Raw genomic sequence first — 14838 nt, 5'->3', positions numbered from 1 at the left:
ATAGCCACCATTAGGCCCTGTCCGGGCGGCCGGAACCGGCAGTCAAACGCGGTGGACGCCCGGATAGCCTGCCGCGGTGACCGAGATCCCCGCTCCCCTGGCCCCGTCCGACGCCCTGCGCTTCGCGTTCGGCACGCTGACCGTGCTGCCGGTCCGCGTCACCCGCTGGGACCGGGCGGCGGCCCGCGGCGGGATGCTCTGCGCACCGCTGGCCGGGCTGGTCGTCGGGCTGTGCGCGGCCGCGGCCGGCGGGGCGCTGCTGACGCTCGGCGGCGGGCCGCTGCTCGCCGCGGTCGCCTCCGCCGCGGTGCCCGCCGTGCTCACCCGCGGACTGCACCTGGACGGCCTCGCCGACACCGCCGACGGCCTGGGCAGCGGCAAGCCCGCCGAGGACGCGCTGCGCATCATGAAGCAGTCCGACATCGGCCCGTTCGGGGTGATCACGCTGCTGTTCGCCCTGCTGGCCCAGGTGGCCGCGCTGTCCGAACTGTTCGCGGACGGCTGGGTGCACGGCGCCGTTGCGGCGGCCGTCGCGGCGGTCACGGCGCGCTGCGCGCTGACCCTCGCCTCGCGTACGGGGGTGCCGGCCGCCCGTCCTGAGGGGCTCGGCGCGGCGGTCGCGGGCACCGTCCCGGCGCGGGCGGCGCTGCTGTGCGCGCTGCTGGTGGCCGCCGGGTGCGCGGCGGCCGGCGCCGGCTTCGGCCCGTACGGCGCGCTGCACACCGGGCTCGCGGCGCTGTGCGGCCTGGGGCTGGGCGAGTTGCTGCTCCGGCACTGCCGGCGGCGGTTCGGCGGGGTGACCGGCGATGTGTTCGGGGCGCTCGCGGAGAGCGCGGGGCTCACGGCACTGGTCGTGCTGACGCTCGGTTAGCACGCGCGCCCGCCCCTTCCGCCCGCCCAACCGGCGTCCGCGGTCGGCCGGTTCACCCGGTATGCGGGCAACTGCCGGGGCACCCTTATGTGCCGGTGTGCTATCGGACGGGCCTTGTGGCGCCACCGAGCGTAGGCTCAGCCGAGCAGCGCGCTGCGCGCAGACGGATTCCCCGGACGGAACAGGACCCTCATCACCGTGACTGCACTGACCCTCAGTACTTCTTCCGCCGCGACGCTGCGTGCGGATGCCGTCGTCGTCGGCGTGGCCAAGGGCGCCAAGGGCGTCGTCGTCGCCCCCGGCGCGGAAGCCGTGGACAAGGCCTTCGGCGGCAAGCTCGCCACCGTGCTGGAGACCCTCGGCGCGAGCGGTGCCGAGGGCGAGGTGACCAAGCTGCCCGCAGCGGACGGCCTCAAGGCGCCGGTCGTGGTGGCGGCCGGCCTCGGCGAGGCGCCGGCCAAGGGCGACGGCTACGGCCACGAGGCGCTGCGGCGCGCCGCGGGCAGCGCCGCCCGCGCCCTGTCCGGCAGCAAGAAGGCCGGCTTCGCCCTGCCCGTCGAGGACGCCGAGGCGGCCGCCGCGGTGAGCGAGGGCGCCCTGCTCGGCGCGTACTCCTACGCCGCCTCCCGTGAGAACGCCAAGGGCGGCAAGAAGAACGACGCCAAGTCGGCGCCGCTCGGGGAGGTCGCGCTCCTGGGCACCAAGCCGCGCGACAAGGACTTCAAGGCCGCCGCCGCGCGCTCCCTGGCGCTGGCCGACGAGATCAACCGCGCCCGCGACCTGATCAACCTGCCGCCCAACGACCTCGACCCGAAGTCGTTCGCCGCCGAGGCGCAGGCCGCGGCCAAGGAGTTCGGCCTCAAGGTCGAGGTGCTGGACGAGAAGGCGCTGAAGAAGGGCGGCTACGGCGGCCTGATGGGCGTCGGCCAGGGCTCGCAGACCCCGCCGCGGCTGGTGCGGATCGCCTACACCCACTCCAAGGCCGCCAAGACCCTGGCGCTGGTCGGCAAGGGCATCACCTACGACTCGGGCGGCATCTCGCTCAAGCCGGCCGGCCACAACGAGACCATGAAGTGCGACATGAGCGGCGCGGCCGCCGTGTTCGCCGCGGTCGTGGCCGCCGCCCGGCTCGGCCTGGAGGTCAACGTCACCGGCTGGCTGGCGCTCGCCGAGAACATGCCGTCCGGCTCCGCCACCCGCCCCGGTGACGTGCTGACCATGTACAGCGGCAAGACGGTCGAGGTGCTCAACACCGACGCCGAGGGCCGCCTGGTCCTGGCCGACGCGCTGACCCGCGCCTCGGAGGAGTCGCCGGACGCGATCGTGGACGTCGCCACCCTGACCGGCGCCATGGTGCTGGCCCTGGGCCACCGCACCTTCGGGATCATGGCCAACGACGACGCTTTCCGTACCTCGGTCCACGAGATCGCCGAGGAGGTCGGCGAGCAGTCCTGGCCGATGCCGATGCCGTCCGAGCTGCGCAAGGGCATGGACTCCCCGGTCGCCGACCTCGCCAACATGGGCGAGCGGATGGGCGGCGGCCTGGTCGCCGGGCTCTTCCTCAAGGAGTTCGTCGGCGAGGGCATCCCGTGGGCGCACCTGGACATCGCGGGCCCGGCCTACCACGAGGGCGCGCCCTGGGGCTACACGCCCAAGGGCGGCACGGGCTCCGCGGTACGCACCCTGGTCCGGCTCGCGGAGCGCACCGCCGCGGGCGACCTGGGCTGACGGCCGGGCGGGGCCTCCCCGCCGCCGCCCGTGATATCCGCCACGGCCCCGGGCAGTCCGCCCGGGGCCGTCGGCACGCGGGCGCCGCGCGGCCGCCCCGCGTTCACCCCCGACGAAATCCGTACGTCCACGCGTTTCCCGCCACCGCCCCGCCCCGGCGGCGCCGCGCGGTACCGCACATTTCGTACGCATCAGTAACCCGTACGGGGCGGCTGATCGCCGTCCCACAGCCCGGCCCGCCGTCCCGGCTTCACGGAACAAGTGCGAAGATGGGTTCTCGGCAGGACAGGGCCCCCCTTACCCAGGGCCGAAGTAAAAGCGGCCGAACCACAGCCGCCGCCCGGTCATCGGAGACCGGCTCCGGCGTACCCATGCATGGAGGACGTGACGTGGCGAACGACGCCAGCACCGTTTTCGACCTAGTGATCCTCGGAGGCGGTAGCGGTGGTTACGCCGCTGCCCTGCGCGGGGCGCAGCTGGGCCTGGACGTCGCCCTGATCGAGAAGAACAAGCTCGGCGGCACCTGCCTGCACAACGGCTGCATCCCCACCAAGGCACTGCTGCACGCCGGTGAGATCGCGGATCAGGCTCGTGAGGCCGCCCAGTTCGGTGTCAAGACCTCGTACGAGGGCATCGACATCGCGGGCGTCCACAAGTACAAGGACGAGGTCATCTCGGGCCTGTACAAGGGCCTGCAGGGCCTGGTCGCCTCCCGCAAGGTGACCTACATCGAGGGTGAGGGCCGTCTGTCCTCCCCGACCTCCGTCGACGTGAACGGCCAGCGTGTCCAGGGCCGTCACATCCTGCTGGCGACCGGCTCCGTGCCGAAGTCGCTGCCGGGCCTGGAGATCGACGGCAACCGCATCATCTCCTCGGACCACGCGCTCACGCTGGACCGCGTGCCGGAGTCCGCGATCGTGCTGGGCGGCGGCGTCATCGGCGTCGAGTTCGCCTCCGCGTGGAAGTCCTTCGGCACCGACGTGACCGTCGTCGAGGGCCTCAAGCACCTCGTCCCGGTCGAGGACGAGAACAGCTCCAAGCTGCTGGAGCGGGCCTTCCGCAAGCGTGGCATCAAGTTCAACCTCGGCACCTTCTTCGACAAGGCCGAGTACACCGACGGCGGCGTCAAGGTGACCCTCGCCGACGGCAAGACCTTCGAGGCCGAGGTGCTGCTGGTCGCGATCGGCCGCGGGCCGGTCTCGGCGGGCCTGGGCTACGAGGAGCAGGGCGTCGCGATGGACCGCGGCTACGTCCTGGTCGACGAGTACATGCAGACCAACGTGCCGACCATCTCGGCCGTCGGTGACCTCGTTCCCACCCTCCAGCTCGCGCACGTCGGCTTCGCCGAGGGCATGCTGGTGGCGGAGCGGCTGGCCGGTCAGAAGACCGTGCCGATCGACTACGACGGCGTGCCGCGCGTGACGTACTGCCACCCCGAGGTCGCTTCGGTGGGTATCACCGAGGCCAAGGCCAAGGAGCTGTACGGCGCCGACAAGGTCGTCGCTCTGAAGTACAACCTCGCGGGCAACGGCAAGAGCAAGATCCTCAAGACCACGGGCGAGATCAAGCTCGTCCAGGTCAAGGACGGTGCCGTGGTCGGCGTCCACATGGTCGGTGACCGTATGGGCGAGCAGGTCGGTGAGGCCCAGCTGGTCTACAACTGGGAGGCCCTGCCGGCCGAGGTTGCGCAGCTCGTGCACGCGCACCCGACGCAGAACGAGGCACTCGGCGAGGCCCACCTGGCCCTGGCCGGCAAGCCTCTCCACTCCCACGACTGACCCCAGTCCCGGGCGCGACCACATCCGCACCACACTTGTAAGGAGCAACTGAAACCATGGCGGTTTCCGTAACCCTGCCGGCGCTCGGCGAGAGCGTCACCGAGGGCACCGTCACGCGCTGGCTGAAGGCCGAAGGCGAGCGCGTCGAGGCCGACGAGCCGCTGCTCGAGGTGTCGACCGACAAGGTCGACACCGAGATCCCGGCGCCCGCCGCCGGCGTCCTGACCGCCATCAAGGTGGCCGAGGACGAGACCGTGGAGGTCGGCGCCGAGCTGGCCGTCATCGACGACGGCACCGGTGCGCCGGCTGCCGAGGCGGCCCCGGCCGCCGCCGAGGCGCCCGCGGCCGAGCCGCAGCCCGAGCCCGAGCCGGCTCCGGCCGCCGAGGCCCCCGCCCCCGCCGCCGCCCCCGCGGGTGGCGCCGAGGGCACGGACGTCGTCCTCCCCGCGCTCGGTGAGAGCGTCACCGAGGGCACCGTCACCCGCTGGCTGAAGGAGGTCGGCGACGAGGTCTCGGCCGACGAGCCGCTGCTGGAGGTCTCCACCGACAAGGTCGACACCGAGATCCCCGCCCCGGCCTCCGGCACCCTGCTGGAGATCGTGGTCGGCGAGGACGAGACCGCCGAGGTCGGCGCCAAGCTCGCCGTCATCGGTGCCGCTGGTGCAGCCCCGGCCGCCGCGCCGGCTCCGGCCGCCCCGGCCCCCGCCGCCGCGCCCGCTCCGGAGCCCACCCCGGCCCCGGCGCCCGCTCCGGCTGCCGCCGCCCCGGCGCCCGCCGCCCCGGCTCCGGCTCCGGCCCCCGCGCCGGCTCCGGCCGCTCCGGCCGCCCCCGCCGCCCCGGCTCCGGCCGCCGGTGAGGGCGCGTACGTCACCCCGCTGGTGCGCAAGCTCGCCGCCGAGAACGGCGTCGACCTGGCCACCGTCAAGGGCACCGGCGTCGGTGGCCGTATCCGCAAGCAGGACGTCATCGCCGCCGCCGAGGCCGCCAAGGCCGCCGCGCCGGCCGCCGCCGCCCCGGCCGCGGCTGCCAAGTCGACGGGCCCGACCATCGAGGCGTCGCCGCTGCGCGGTCAGACCGTCAAGATGCCGCGGATGCGCAAGGTCATCGGCGACAACATGATGAAGGCCCTGCACAGCCAGGCGCAGCTGACCTCCGTGGTCGAGGTGGACATCACCAAGATCATGCGGATGCGCAACCAGGCCAAGGACGGGTTCGCGCAGCGTGAGGGCGTCAAGCTCTCCCCGATGCCGTTCTTCGTCAAGGCCGCGGTCCAGGCGCTGAAGGCCCACCCGGTCGTCAACGCCCGGATCAACGAGGACGAGGGCACGATCACCTACTTCGACACCGAGAACGTCGGTATCGCGGTGGACGCGGAGAAGGGCCTGATGACCCCGGTCATCAAGGACGCCGGTGACCTCAACATCGCCGGTATCGCCCGCAAGACGGCGGACCTGGCGGGCAAGGTCCGCGCGAACAAGATCACGCCGGACGAGCTGTCCGGTGCGACCTTCACCATCAGCAACACCGGTTCGCGCGGCGCCCTGTTCGACACCGTCATCGTGCCCCCGAACCAGGTCGGCATCCTGGGCATCGGTGCCACCGTCAAGCGCCCGGTGGTCATCAACCACCCGGACCTCGGCGAGACCATCGCGGTGCGCGACATGACCTACCTCGCGCTCTCCTACGACCACCGTCTGGTGGACGGCGCCGACGCCGCCCGCTACCTGACCACGGTCAAGCAGATCCTGGAGGCCGCGGAGTTCGAGACCGAGATCGGTCTCTGAGTCCCGGCGGTCACGCAGCAGGCGTGTCCTAGGGGCCGGCCCCGGTTCGTACGAGCCGGGGCCGGCCCTTTTGCGTCCCCGGGGCGGGGACGGAGCGCGCCAGAACCCGCCCAGGTCCCCCCGCGCCTCCCGGATAATGGCCCTCCTGCCACCCACCGCTCTGAAGGAGCACCTCATGACCCCGCCGGTCGTCCATTCGCTGCGCGAGCAGATCCGCGAGCACATCCTTGAGGGGATCGTCAGCGGCCGCTGGCAGCCGGGTGAGCGGATCGTGGAGCGGCGGATCGCGGTGGAGCTGGAGGTCAGCCAGACGCCCGTACGGGAGGCGCTGCGCGAGCTGGAGTCGCTGCAGCTGATCGAGTCGGCGCCGAACAAGGGCGTACGGGTGCGGAATCTGACCGCCGACGACCTCAAGGAGAGCTACCCGGTGCGGGCCGGGCTGGAGCAGGTGGCCGCCGAACTGGCCGCGGGGCGGCTGGCCGAGGACACCGGGGCGCTGGAGCGGGAGGTCGCGGCGCTGCGCGCGGCGGACCTGGCGGGCGACGGGGAGGCGCAGGTGCGGCACACGGTCGCCTTCCACCGGGAGATCGTGCGGGCGGCCGGGAACGCCGTCCTGCTGCACACCTGGGAATCGCTGGGCATCGAGGTCTGGACGACGCTGTCGATCCGCTGGTTCAGCCCGGAGCCGCGCGCGCACTCCCAGGACCACCAGGAGATCGTCGACGCGTTCCGGCGGCGCGATCCGAAGATCGGGAGCGTGCTCAAGGCGCATGTGCTGAGCTGCGCTCCCCAGGTCTGACGCGGCGCCGGGAGGGCGCCACGGACCCTCCGCAGGGCTGGCACGGGGTGCCCGAAAATGCGGCACCCCGTGCCGACCTGCGGTTTTCTTTGTTTGAGCGTTGATCGATCATCGATCAGGGGCGTATCGTCCTCCCTCGGGGCGCGACAACCCTGCCTGCCGAACTCGTAGGGGGTGTCGTCAGGCCGCCGTCCACCCTGAGGACGCGGCCCGATCACGACGGCACCCCCGAGCTACCTCCCGTCCGGAAAGGGGCCACCCATGCCCGAAACCGTGCGTCTGCCGTACAGCCAGCTCGACCAGCTCCCGGACCGCGACCCCGAGGAGACCACCGAGTGGCGCGAGTCGCTCGACGCCGTCACCGAGGCGGCGGGCCCGCACCGCGCCGCGTACCTGATGCGCCGGGCCCTGGAGCACACCGCGCGCACCGAGGGCACCGCCCTGCCGTCCCTGCTGGAGACGGACTACGTCAACACCATCCCGACCTCCGCCGAGCCCGCCTTCCCCGGCGACGAGGCGATGGAGGCCAGGATCACCGCCTGGAACCGCTGGAACGCCGCCGCGATGGTCACCCGCGGCTCCGCGCTGGGCCTCGGCGGCCACATCGCCACCTTCGCCTCCGCCGCCTGGCTCTACGAGACCGGCTTCCAGCACTTCTTCCGCGGCAAGGAGGGCGACGGCAGCGGCGACCAGCTCTACATCCAGGGCCACGCCTCCCCCGGCGTCTACGCCCGCGCCTTCCTCGAAGGCCGCCTCACCGAGGACCACCTCGACCACTTCCGCCAGGAGACCGGCGGCGAGGGCCTGCCCTCCTACCCGCACCCGCGGCGGCTGCCGTGGCTGTGGGAGTTCCCCACCGTCTCCATGGGCCTCGGCCCGCTCTCCGCGATCTACCAGGCGCGCTTCAACCACTACCTGGAGCACCGCGGCATCAAGGACACCGCCAACTCCCACGTCTGGGCGTTCCTGGGCGACGGCGAGATGGACGAGCCCGAGTCGACCGCCGCCCTGGCGCTGGCCGGCCGCGAGGGCCTGGACAACCTGACCTTCGTCATCAACTGCAACCTGCAGCGCCTCGACGGTCCGGTCCGCCCCAACTTCAAGATCGTGCAGGAGCTGGAGGCCCAGTTCCGCGCGGCCGGCTGGAACGTCGTCAAATCGCTGTGGGGCCAGGCCTGGGACGAGGTCTTCGCGCTCGACACCGACGGCGCGCTGATCCGCCGCCTCGGCGAGACCCCCGACGCGCAGTTCCAGACGTACGCCACCCGCGACGCCGCCTACCTGCGCGAGCACTTCTTCGGCGCGAACGAGTCCCTGAAGGCCCTCGCCGACCGCCTCACCGACGCCAAGCTGCTGGAGCTGTTCCAGACCTCCCGCGCCGGCCACGAGCCGCGCAAGGTGTACGCCGCCTATCGGGCCGCCGTCGAGCACCGGGGCGCGCCGACCGTCATCCTGGCGCAGACCGTCAAGGGCTACACCCTCGGCACGGGCTTCGAGTCCCGCAACGCCAACCACCAGATGAAGAAGCTCACCATGGCGGAGTTCCGCACCATGCGTGACGTCCTCGAACTCCCCATCCCGGACAGCGCGCTGGAGGGCGACCGGGTGCCGTACTGGCGCCCGGCCGACGACTCCCCCGAGATGGTCTACCTGCGCGAACGGCGCGCCGCCCTCGACGGCCCGGCCCCCGCCCGCAAGGTCGCCGCCAAGCCGCTGCCGATGCCCGCCGACAAGACCTTCGACGCCCTGAAGAAGGGCTCCGGCAGCCAGGAGATCGCCACCACCATGGCGTTCGTCCGGCTGGTCAAGGACCTGATGCGGGACAAGGAGACCGGCAAGCGCTGGGTCCCCATCGTCCCCGACGAGGCCCGCACCTTCGGCATGGAGTCCCTCTTCCCGACGGCCGGCCTCTACTCCCCGAAGGGCGCCACGTACGACCCGGTCGACCGTGACCAGCTCCTCTGGTACAAGGAAGCCAAGGACGGCCAGATCCTCAACGAGGGCATCACCGAGGCCGGTTCGCTCGCCGACTTCACCGCCGCCGCGACGTCCTACGCGACGCACGGCGAGCCGATGATCCCCTTCTACATCTTCTACTCGATGTTCGGCTGGCAGCGCACCGCCGACCAGTTCTGGGCGCTCGCCGACCAGTTGGGCCGCGGCTTCGTCATCGGCGCCACCGCGGGCCGTACGACGATGACCGGCGAGGGCCTCCAGCACGCCGACGGCCACTCGCACCTGATCGCCTCCACCAACCCGGCGGCGCTCTCCTACGACCCGGCCTTCGCCTACGAGGTCGCGGTCATCGTCAAGGAGGGCCTGCGCCGGATGTACGGCCCGGACGCCGAGGACGTCTTCTACTACCTCACGGTCTACAACGAGACCAAGGTCCAGCCGGCCATGCCGGAGGGCGTCGAGGAGGGCATCCTCAAGGGCCTGTACCGCTTCAACGAGGGCCCCCGCCCCGAGGCCGACAGCCCGCAGCTCCAGCTGCTGGCCTCCGGCACCGCCATCCACTGGGCCCTGGAGGCGCAGCAGCTGCTGGCCGACGACTGGGGCGTGGCCGCGGACGTCTGGTCGGCGCCGTCCTGGACGGAGCTGCGCCGGGACGCCCTGGAGTGCGATGCCGCCCGTCTGGACGGCGAGGACCGCATCCCGTACGTCACCCGTGCCCTGGCCGGCGCCCCCGGCCCGGTCGTCGCGGTCAGCGACTGGATGCGCGCGGTCCCGGACCAGATCGCCCCCTGGGTCGACCAGGACTGGACCTCCATCGGCACCGACGGCTTCGGCCTCTCCGACACCCGCGAGGCGGCCCGCCGGCACTTCGGCGTCGACCCGCAGTCGGTCGTCGTCCAGGCCCTGGCCGCCCTGGCCCGCCGCGGCGAGGTCAAGTCGGAGACCGTCAAGGAGGCCAAGGAGCGCTACGGCCTCTGAGCCACGGGCCGCGCCGCGGCCGGTGACACCTTGGGCGGCGGCCGGCCGCCCCTCGCCCCTCACCGGGGCACCCCGATCTCCCGTGCGGAGGCCACCATCCCGCGCCCGGGGCCTCCGCACGGGAACCCACCACCGGCCCGGCCGGTCACGCCCTGACTACGGCCGGGCCGGGATTTCCTTGCTGCCGTTTCCTTGTGGCCGGGTTGCGGGTTGCGGGTTGCCGGTGGCTGGGCGCCGTTCGCCTACGGCGGGTGGGTGGTGGGTCGGAGGGGACGCCCGGTAAGCCGTCCTCGGCGCGGGCGATGCTGGTCCCTGAGGTTCGGAACCCCGTTGTTCGCTCCGGGTCCTGCGGGCGGCTCACCGGACATCCCCTCCGACCGCCGTCCGTACGCGGCTGACCCGCCGTACCGATCACCGTTACGGCAGACCCGTACGGCATCCCCTTGGCAGGCAGCTGGTTCGGCCCCGCCCCGAGCTTGGGCGCGGCTGAGTCGTGGCCGTGAGGCGCGGTGTCACCGGTCCGCAGTCGGCAACGGGGGACGGTCGGAGGGGATGTACCGGGGACCGCCCGCAGGACCGGAGCGAACGCCGGGGCACTCAATCGCACTGAGCCGCGTCGCCCGCGCCGAGGACGGGCCCCGGTGCGTCCCCTCCGACCCCCGCGGCAACCACAGGCCCCGCAGGCGCAAGCCACCACCGGGCCCGCGCCAACGCCCGACACGGCGACCAGCTCGCGCCCCCAAAGGGGCGCGGGGAACTGCGCGCCCAGCCACAACCGCACCCCGCAGACGAACGAAGCGGCCCCCAGCCATTGTCAGTACCCCCCGGCATGATGGACACATGCGTGCTGCACGGCTGATCAAGATGGTGCTGCTGCTCCAGACGCGGCCGTCGATGACGGGCGCCGAGCTGGCGCAGGAGCTGGAGGTGTCCGAGCGCACGGTCGCCCGGGACGTCCTCTCGCTCTCCGAGGCGGGCGTGCCCGTCTACGCGGACCGCGGCCGGGCGGGCGGCTACCGCCTCATAGGCGGATACCGCACCCGCCTCACCGGCCTCGGCCGCAGCGAGGCGGAGGCCCTCTTCCTGTCCGGCGTGCCCTCCGCCCTGCGCGAGATGGGCCTCGCCGACGCCGCCTCCGCGGCCCGGCTGAAGGTGTCCGCCGCTCTGCTGCCCGAGCTGCGGGATGCCGCGACGGGCGTCGCCCAGCGCTTCCACCTCGACGCACCCGCCTGGTATCAGGAGCCCGAGACCCCGGCCCTGCTGCCCGAGATAGCCGACGCGGTCTGGGACGACCGCCGGATCACCGCCCGCTACCTCCGCAAGGAGACCGAGGTGGAGCGGGAGTTGGAGCCGTACGGCCTCGTGCTGAAGGCGGGTGTCTGGTATCTGGCGGCGCGTACGGAGGGGGACTACCGCGTCTACCGGGTCGACCGGTTCACCGCGGTGGAGTTCGCGGAGCGCGACCGGGGCGCCGGTGCCGGGGACGGTGGAGGGCGGTTCAGCCGCGAGGAGTCGTTCGACCTCCCGGCGTTCTGGGCGGAGCGGGCGGCGCAGTTCGCCCGGTCGATCCTGCGCGAGGAGGTCGTGCTGCGACTGTCCGCGCGCGGCGTCCGCCAGCTGCCGTACGTCACCGAACGGGCCGCGGCCCGCGAGGCGATCGCACGGGCGCAGGCCACGGGCGGCCCGGACGAGCAGGGCCGGCTGACCGTCACCCTCGCCGTGGAGTCCGCCGACGTCGCCCACGCCCAGCTGCTGGCGCTCGGCCCGGAGGGCGAGATACTCGCGCCCTCGGGGCTCCGCACACGCTTCGCCGACTCCGCCCGGCGAACGGCCGCGCTGTACACCTGACCGGTCGCGCCCCGCGGCAGTCCCCGGAGGGGCCGGCCCCACCGCCGGGCCCCACCCGACTACCGGTAGTCGTCCGCGCCGCCCTCCTTACCGCCGAAGACCACGTCCTCGAAGTAGCCGAAGGCATCCGGCCGTGAGCCGTCGGTGTCGGTGACGCCGTACTCCTTCGCCAACTGGCCGCTGGAGAGCGACTGCCCGCTCCAGCGGGCCTTGTCCGGGTCGGCGGCCAGCGCACGCAGACCGCGGGCGATCAGGGCGGGTGACTCGGCGATCGCGAAGTGCGGTTCCTGGGCCACCGCGTCGCGCCAGGTCTCCTCCGTCACCCGGAAGTGGTCCAGCATCTCCTCGGACCGCAGGAAGCCGGGGGTGAGGGAGACCGCCGTGCCGTCGTACTCCTTCAGCTCGGCGGCGAGGCCGAAGGCGATGCGGTGCGGGGCGTTCTTGGTGAGGTCGAAGCAGAGGCTGTCGCGGTAGCGGCGGTTGAACGCCTCGGTGCCGTCGGTGACTTCGACGACCAGGCCGCCGGGCTGCCGGATCAGCAGCGGCAGCGCGTAGTGGCTGGTGATGATGTGGGTGTCGATGCCGAGGCGGAACATCCGCAGGCCGTTCTCCAGGTCGAGGTCCCACAGCTTGGTCTCGAACTCGATCAGCCGGTCACCGCCCCAGACGCTGTTGACCAGTACGTCCAGCCGTCCCTGTTCCCGGTCGATGCGCTCGGTCAGCGCCTTGACCTGCGCGGGGTCGAGATGGTCGGTCGGTACGGCGATGCCGGTGCCGCCCGCCGCGGACACCAGCTCCGCGGTCTGCTCGATCGTCTCCGTGGGCCGCCCGACCTCGCTGGTCCGCTCCCGGGTGGTCCGCCCCGTCACATAGACCAGGGCGCCGGCCCGGCCCAGTTCCACCGCCATCGCCCGGCCGGCGCCCCGGGTCGCCCCGGCCACCAGCGCCACCCGTCCCGCCAGTTCCTGCTGTCCGGTCACGTACGCCACTCCTCGCTGTCAGGTGCCTTGTCCCGCACGGCGACCCTGACAGCGATACCCGACACCTCCTGTCCGGATTCAGCACGCGATGCGGGCCATCCGTCCAGCGGCCACGGAGACCGGCCACGAGGCCCAGCCGCTGAGACCGGACCCACCGAATCCGGCCACGGAGTCGGTCGGGCTACGGAGTGAGCCGGACTACGGGCGGCGCAGCGCCCGTACACTCCCCCCGCTCCGCAGCCGCCCGACGACCTCGGCCGGGGTGTCCGCCGCGGCAGGCGTGGCGAGAGTGCCCTCCCCGGCGGTGGCGCGGACGCCGCCGGTGGCGTCAAGGCCACCGACCTCCTGGCTGCCGGCCGCGAGCAGGTACCACTTCCCGGACTTCGCCTGCCAGTGGGTGGCTCCCACCACGTGGGGCCCGAAGCGGCTGCAGGCGGCGGTGTTCACGGCCCGTCCGGCGGTCCGTCCGGGGTCGGCGGGGCGGGCGGCGGGCGGCAGGAAGCCCAGGGTGACGCGGCCGGGCCCGCGCCAGGTGTCGGCGCGGGTGCACATCCAGGTCGCGCTGCCGCCGTCCTCCGGGAGCTGCTGGCGGGCGAACTCCCAGGTGTTGACGGACCGTACGCCGGCGCCCCGCAGCTCCCCGAGCGAGCAGGCCGTACGGGTCCAGCTCCGCAGGGCGGGCGGATCGGCCGCCTCGCCGGGGGCCCCGGCCGGTACGGCGGACGGCGGGGGCCCGGCGGTGAGGTGGACGGGGACGAGGTCGTCGAGGTCGGCCACGAGGAAGGGGGTGTTCGGGCCGGCCGTCACGATCCGGGTCGAGGTCCGGAGCCGGGCCACCGGCCAGTGCCCGCAGCCGGTGCCCGCCGGGGGCGGGACCGGGATGCGGTCGGTGACGCCGTCGGGGGCGACATGCAGGCCGTGCGGCGGGGCGTCCGGCGTCAGCAGGTCGCGGGTGGTGATCTCGGAGATCCACGGCGCGAGCAGATAGCGCATCCAGCCGTTGCCGCGCCCGATCACCAGCGCGGCGGCACCGGGCAGATCCGCGTTGTCGACCCGGGCGAAGTGCAGGGTGGGCGTGGCGTCTTCGGGCTCGGCGTAGCGGACCAGGCGCTCCCCGTCGTGCAGGACCACCACCATGACGTTGTCGATCAGGCCCGCGTACAGCAGCTGCGGCGGATGGCCGGGCGGCCGGGTGGAGGTGCCGGCGGCCGCCGTGATCCGGGCGTCGGGGGGCGGCGCCGCCCAGACCCGCAGCGCCCGCGCCAGCAGCTTCCGGTCGCCGGCCTGCCGGCCGCGGGTGGGCCAGGCGGTGAAGTCGACCCGGGAGGTGTCCGCCCACTGCTCGTTGGGGGTGCGCAGCAGCCGGTCCGGGTTCAGCGCCTGCTGGGCGGCGGTCTCGACGCGTCCGGCCGGGTCGGGCGCTGCGGGCCAGGCCCCGGCCACCGCGGCGCCGAGCGTGAGCACGGCCGCCACCGCCGACGCCGCCCGCACCCGCTGCCGGCGGCGCAGCAGATCGGTCGGCCGGGTCTGCACCATGCACGGGTCGAACTCCCCCGAGCTCAGCAGGGCCGCCGCCCCGGCCCCGGTCTCCCGGTCCAGCTGCGTGGCCGCCCGCTGCGCCGCGTCCGGGTCCTCGGCCCCGGCCCGCGCCAGCACGGTGCGCGCGGCGTCCTCGTCGAGCCCTTCCAGATGCCCCAGCCCGAGGGCGGCCCGTACCGCCGCCGGGACGGCGGACAGCGCCTGGTCCAGGGCGAGTTCATCGGCGCCGCCGGCCCGGGGGAAGAGCCGCAGCCCCCAGACCAGGGGCAGGACCGGCAGCCCCCGGCCCGGCTGCCCCTCGTACGCCAGCGCCAGCCGCAGGGCCCGCTGCCGGACCAGGTCGTAGCCGGACTCGGGGGCCGGGCCGCGCTGCGCCGGCAGCCCGCCGTCGGGGCGGCGCAGCCGGGTCCGGGGCAGCGCGCGCTGGACCAGTCCGTGTGCGGTCAGGACCCGGCGGTGGCGGCCCAGCGACGGGGGCAGGACGAGGTAGGTGAGGCGGACGAGCCGTGGATAGTGCTCGACGATGGCCGCCTCGGCCCGTTCGACGTCGGCCCGGGTGCGTTCGTCCATGGGCATG

General features: G+C 73.5%; 9 protein-coding genes. 7 read left to right on the top strand and 2 right to left on the bottom strand.

Going from position 1 to position 14838, the window contains the following annotated elements; genetic code table 11:
- The first annotated feature begins 76 nt into the window (after positions 1-76).
- From ACGFN2_RS32150 to ACGFN2_RS32120, 7 genes are all read left to right on the top strand, one after another.
- Positions 77-871 (top strand): adenosylcobinamide-GDP ribazoletransferase, encoded by a 795-nt coding sequence (locus ACGFN2_RS32150; protein WP_393366245.1) that lies wholly within the window; start codon positions 77-79, stop codon positions 869-871.
- A 198-nt stretch (positions 872-1069) separates the two neighbouring features.
- Positions 1070-2599 carry a leucyl aminopeptidase gene (locus ACGFN2_RS32145; RefSeq protein WP_362611622.1) on the top strand — a complete coding sequence of 510 codons (1530 nt, stop codon included), beginning with the start codon at positions 1070-1072 and terminating at the stop codon, positions 2597-2599.
- 389 nt (positions 2600-2988) lie between these two features.
- The gene (lpdA, locus tag ACGFN2_RS32140; RefSeq protein WP_393366243.1) at positions 2989-4377 is read left to right on the top strand and encodes a dihydrolipoyl dehydrogenase; all 1389 of its coding nucleotides are present in this window, start codon (positions 2989-2991) and stop codon (positions 4375-4377) included.
- A gap of 56 nt (positions 4378-4433) precedes the next feature.
- Complete coding sequence (sucB, locus tag ACGFN2_RS32135) at positions 4434-6161, top strand: 2-oxoglutarate dehydrogenase, E2 component, dihydrolipoamide succinyltransferase (protein WP_393366241.1); 1728 nt, start codon at positions 4434-4436, stop codon at positions 6159-6161.
- Between the two features lie 175 nt (positions 6162-6336).
- The gene (locus tag ACGFN2_RS32130) at positions 6337-6960 is read left to right on the top strand and encodes a GntR family transcriptional regulator (protein WP_362611615.1); all 624 of its coding nucleotides are present in this window, start codon (positions 6337-6339) and stop codon (positions 6958-6960) included.
- Between the two features lie 261 nt (positions 6961-7221).
- Positions 7222-9894, top strand: a complete 2673-nt coding sequence (aceE, locus tag ACGFN2_RS32125; protein WP_393366239.1) for a pyruvate dehydrogenase (acetyl-transferring), homodimeric type — start codon at positions 7222-7224, stop codon at positions 9892-9894.
- A gap of 840 nt (positions 9895-10734) precedes the next feature.
- Entirely contained in the window at positions 10735-11742 is a 1008-nt protein-coding gene (locus ACGFN2_RS32120; protein ID WP_393366237.1) for a helix-turn-helix transcriptional regulator, read from the top strand.
- A 59-nt stretch (positions 11743-11801) separates the two neighbouring features.
- Here ACGFN2_RS32120 and ACGFN2_RS32115 read toward each other — a convergent pair whose 3' ends face one another.
- Positions 11802-12722, bottom strand: a complete 921-nt coding sequence (locus ACGFN2_RS32115) for an SDR family oxidoreductase (RefSeq protein ID WP_393366235.1) — start codon at positions 12720-12722, stop codon at positions 11802-11804.
- Positions 12723-12920: 198 nt separating this feature from the next.
- A complete protein-coding gene (locus ACGFN2_RS32110) occupies positions 12921-14831 on the bottom strand; it encodes a hypothetical protein (RefSeq protein WP_393366233.1) in 1911 nt (636 codons plus the stop codon).
- Positions 14832-14838 lie beyond the last annotated feature (7 nt).

Source organism: Streptomyces sp. NPDC048612, assembly GCF_043199295.1.
Lineage (GTDB): Bacteria > Actinomycetota > Actinomycetes > Streptomycetales > Streptomycetaceae > Streptomyces.
Note: the sequence above shows the minus strand (reverse complement) of the source record. Positions and strands in the feature narration are given on the sequence as shown.

What these genes read in the sequence shown, in the direction of transcription:
- sucB (WP_393366241.1), top strand. Translation starts at nt 4,434, where the DNA reads ATGGCGGTTTCCGTAACCCTGCCGGCGCTCGGCGAGAGCGTCACCGAG.
- ACGFN2_RS32130 (WP_362611615.1), top strand. Translation starts at nt 6,337, where the DNA reads ATGACCCCGCCGGTCGTCCATTCGCTGCGCGAGCAGATCCGCGAGCAC.
- aceE (WP_393366239.1), top strand. Translation starts at nt 7,222, where the DNA reads ATGCCCGAAACCGTGCGTCTGCCGTACAGCCAGCTCGACCAGCTCCCG.
- ACGFN2_RS32120 (WP_393366237.1), top strand. Translation starts at nt 10,735, where the DNA reads ATGCGTGCTGCACGGCTGATCAAGATGGTGCTGCTGCTCCAGACGCGG.
- ACGFN2_RS32110 (WP_393366233.1), bottom strand. Translation starts at nt 14,831, where the DNA reads ATGGACGAACGCACCCGGGCCGACGTCGAACGGGCCGAGGCGGCCATC.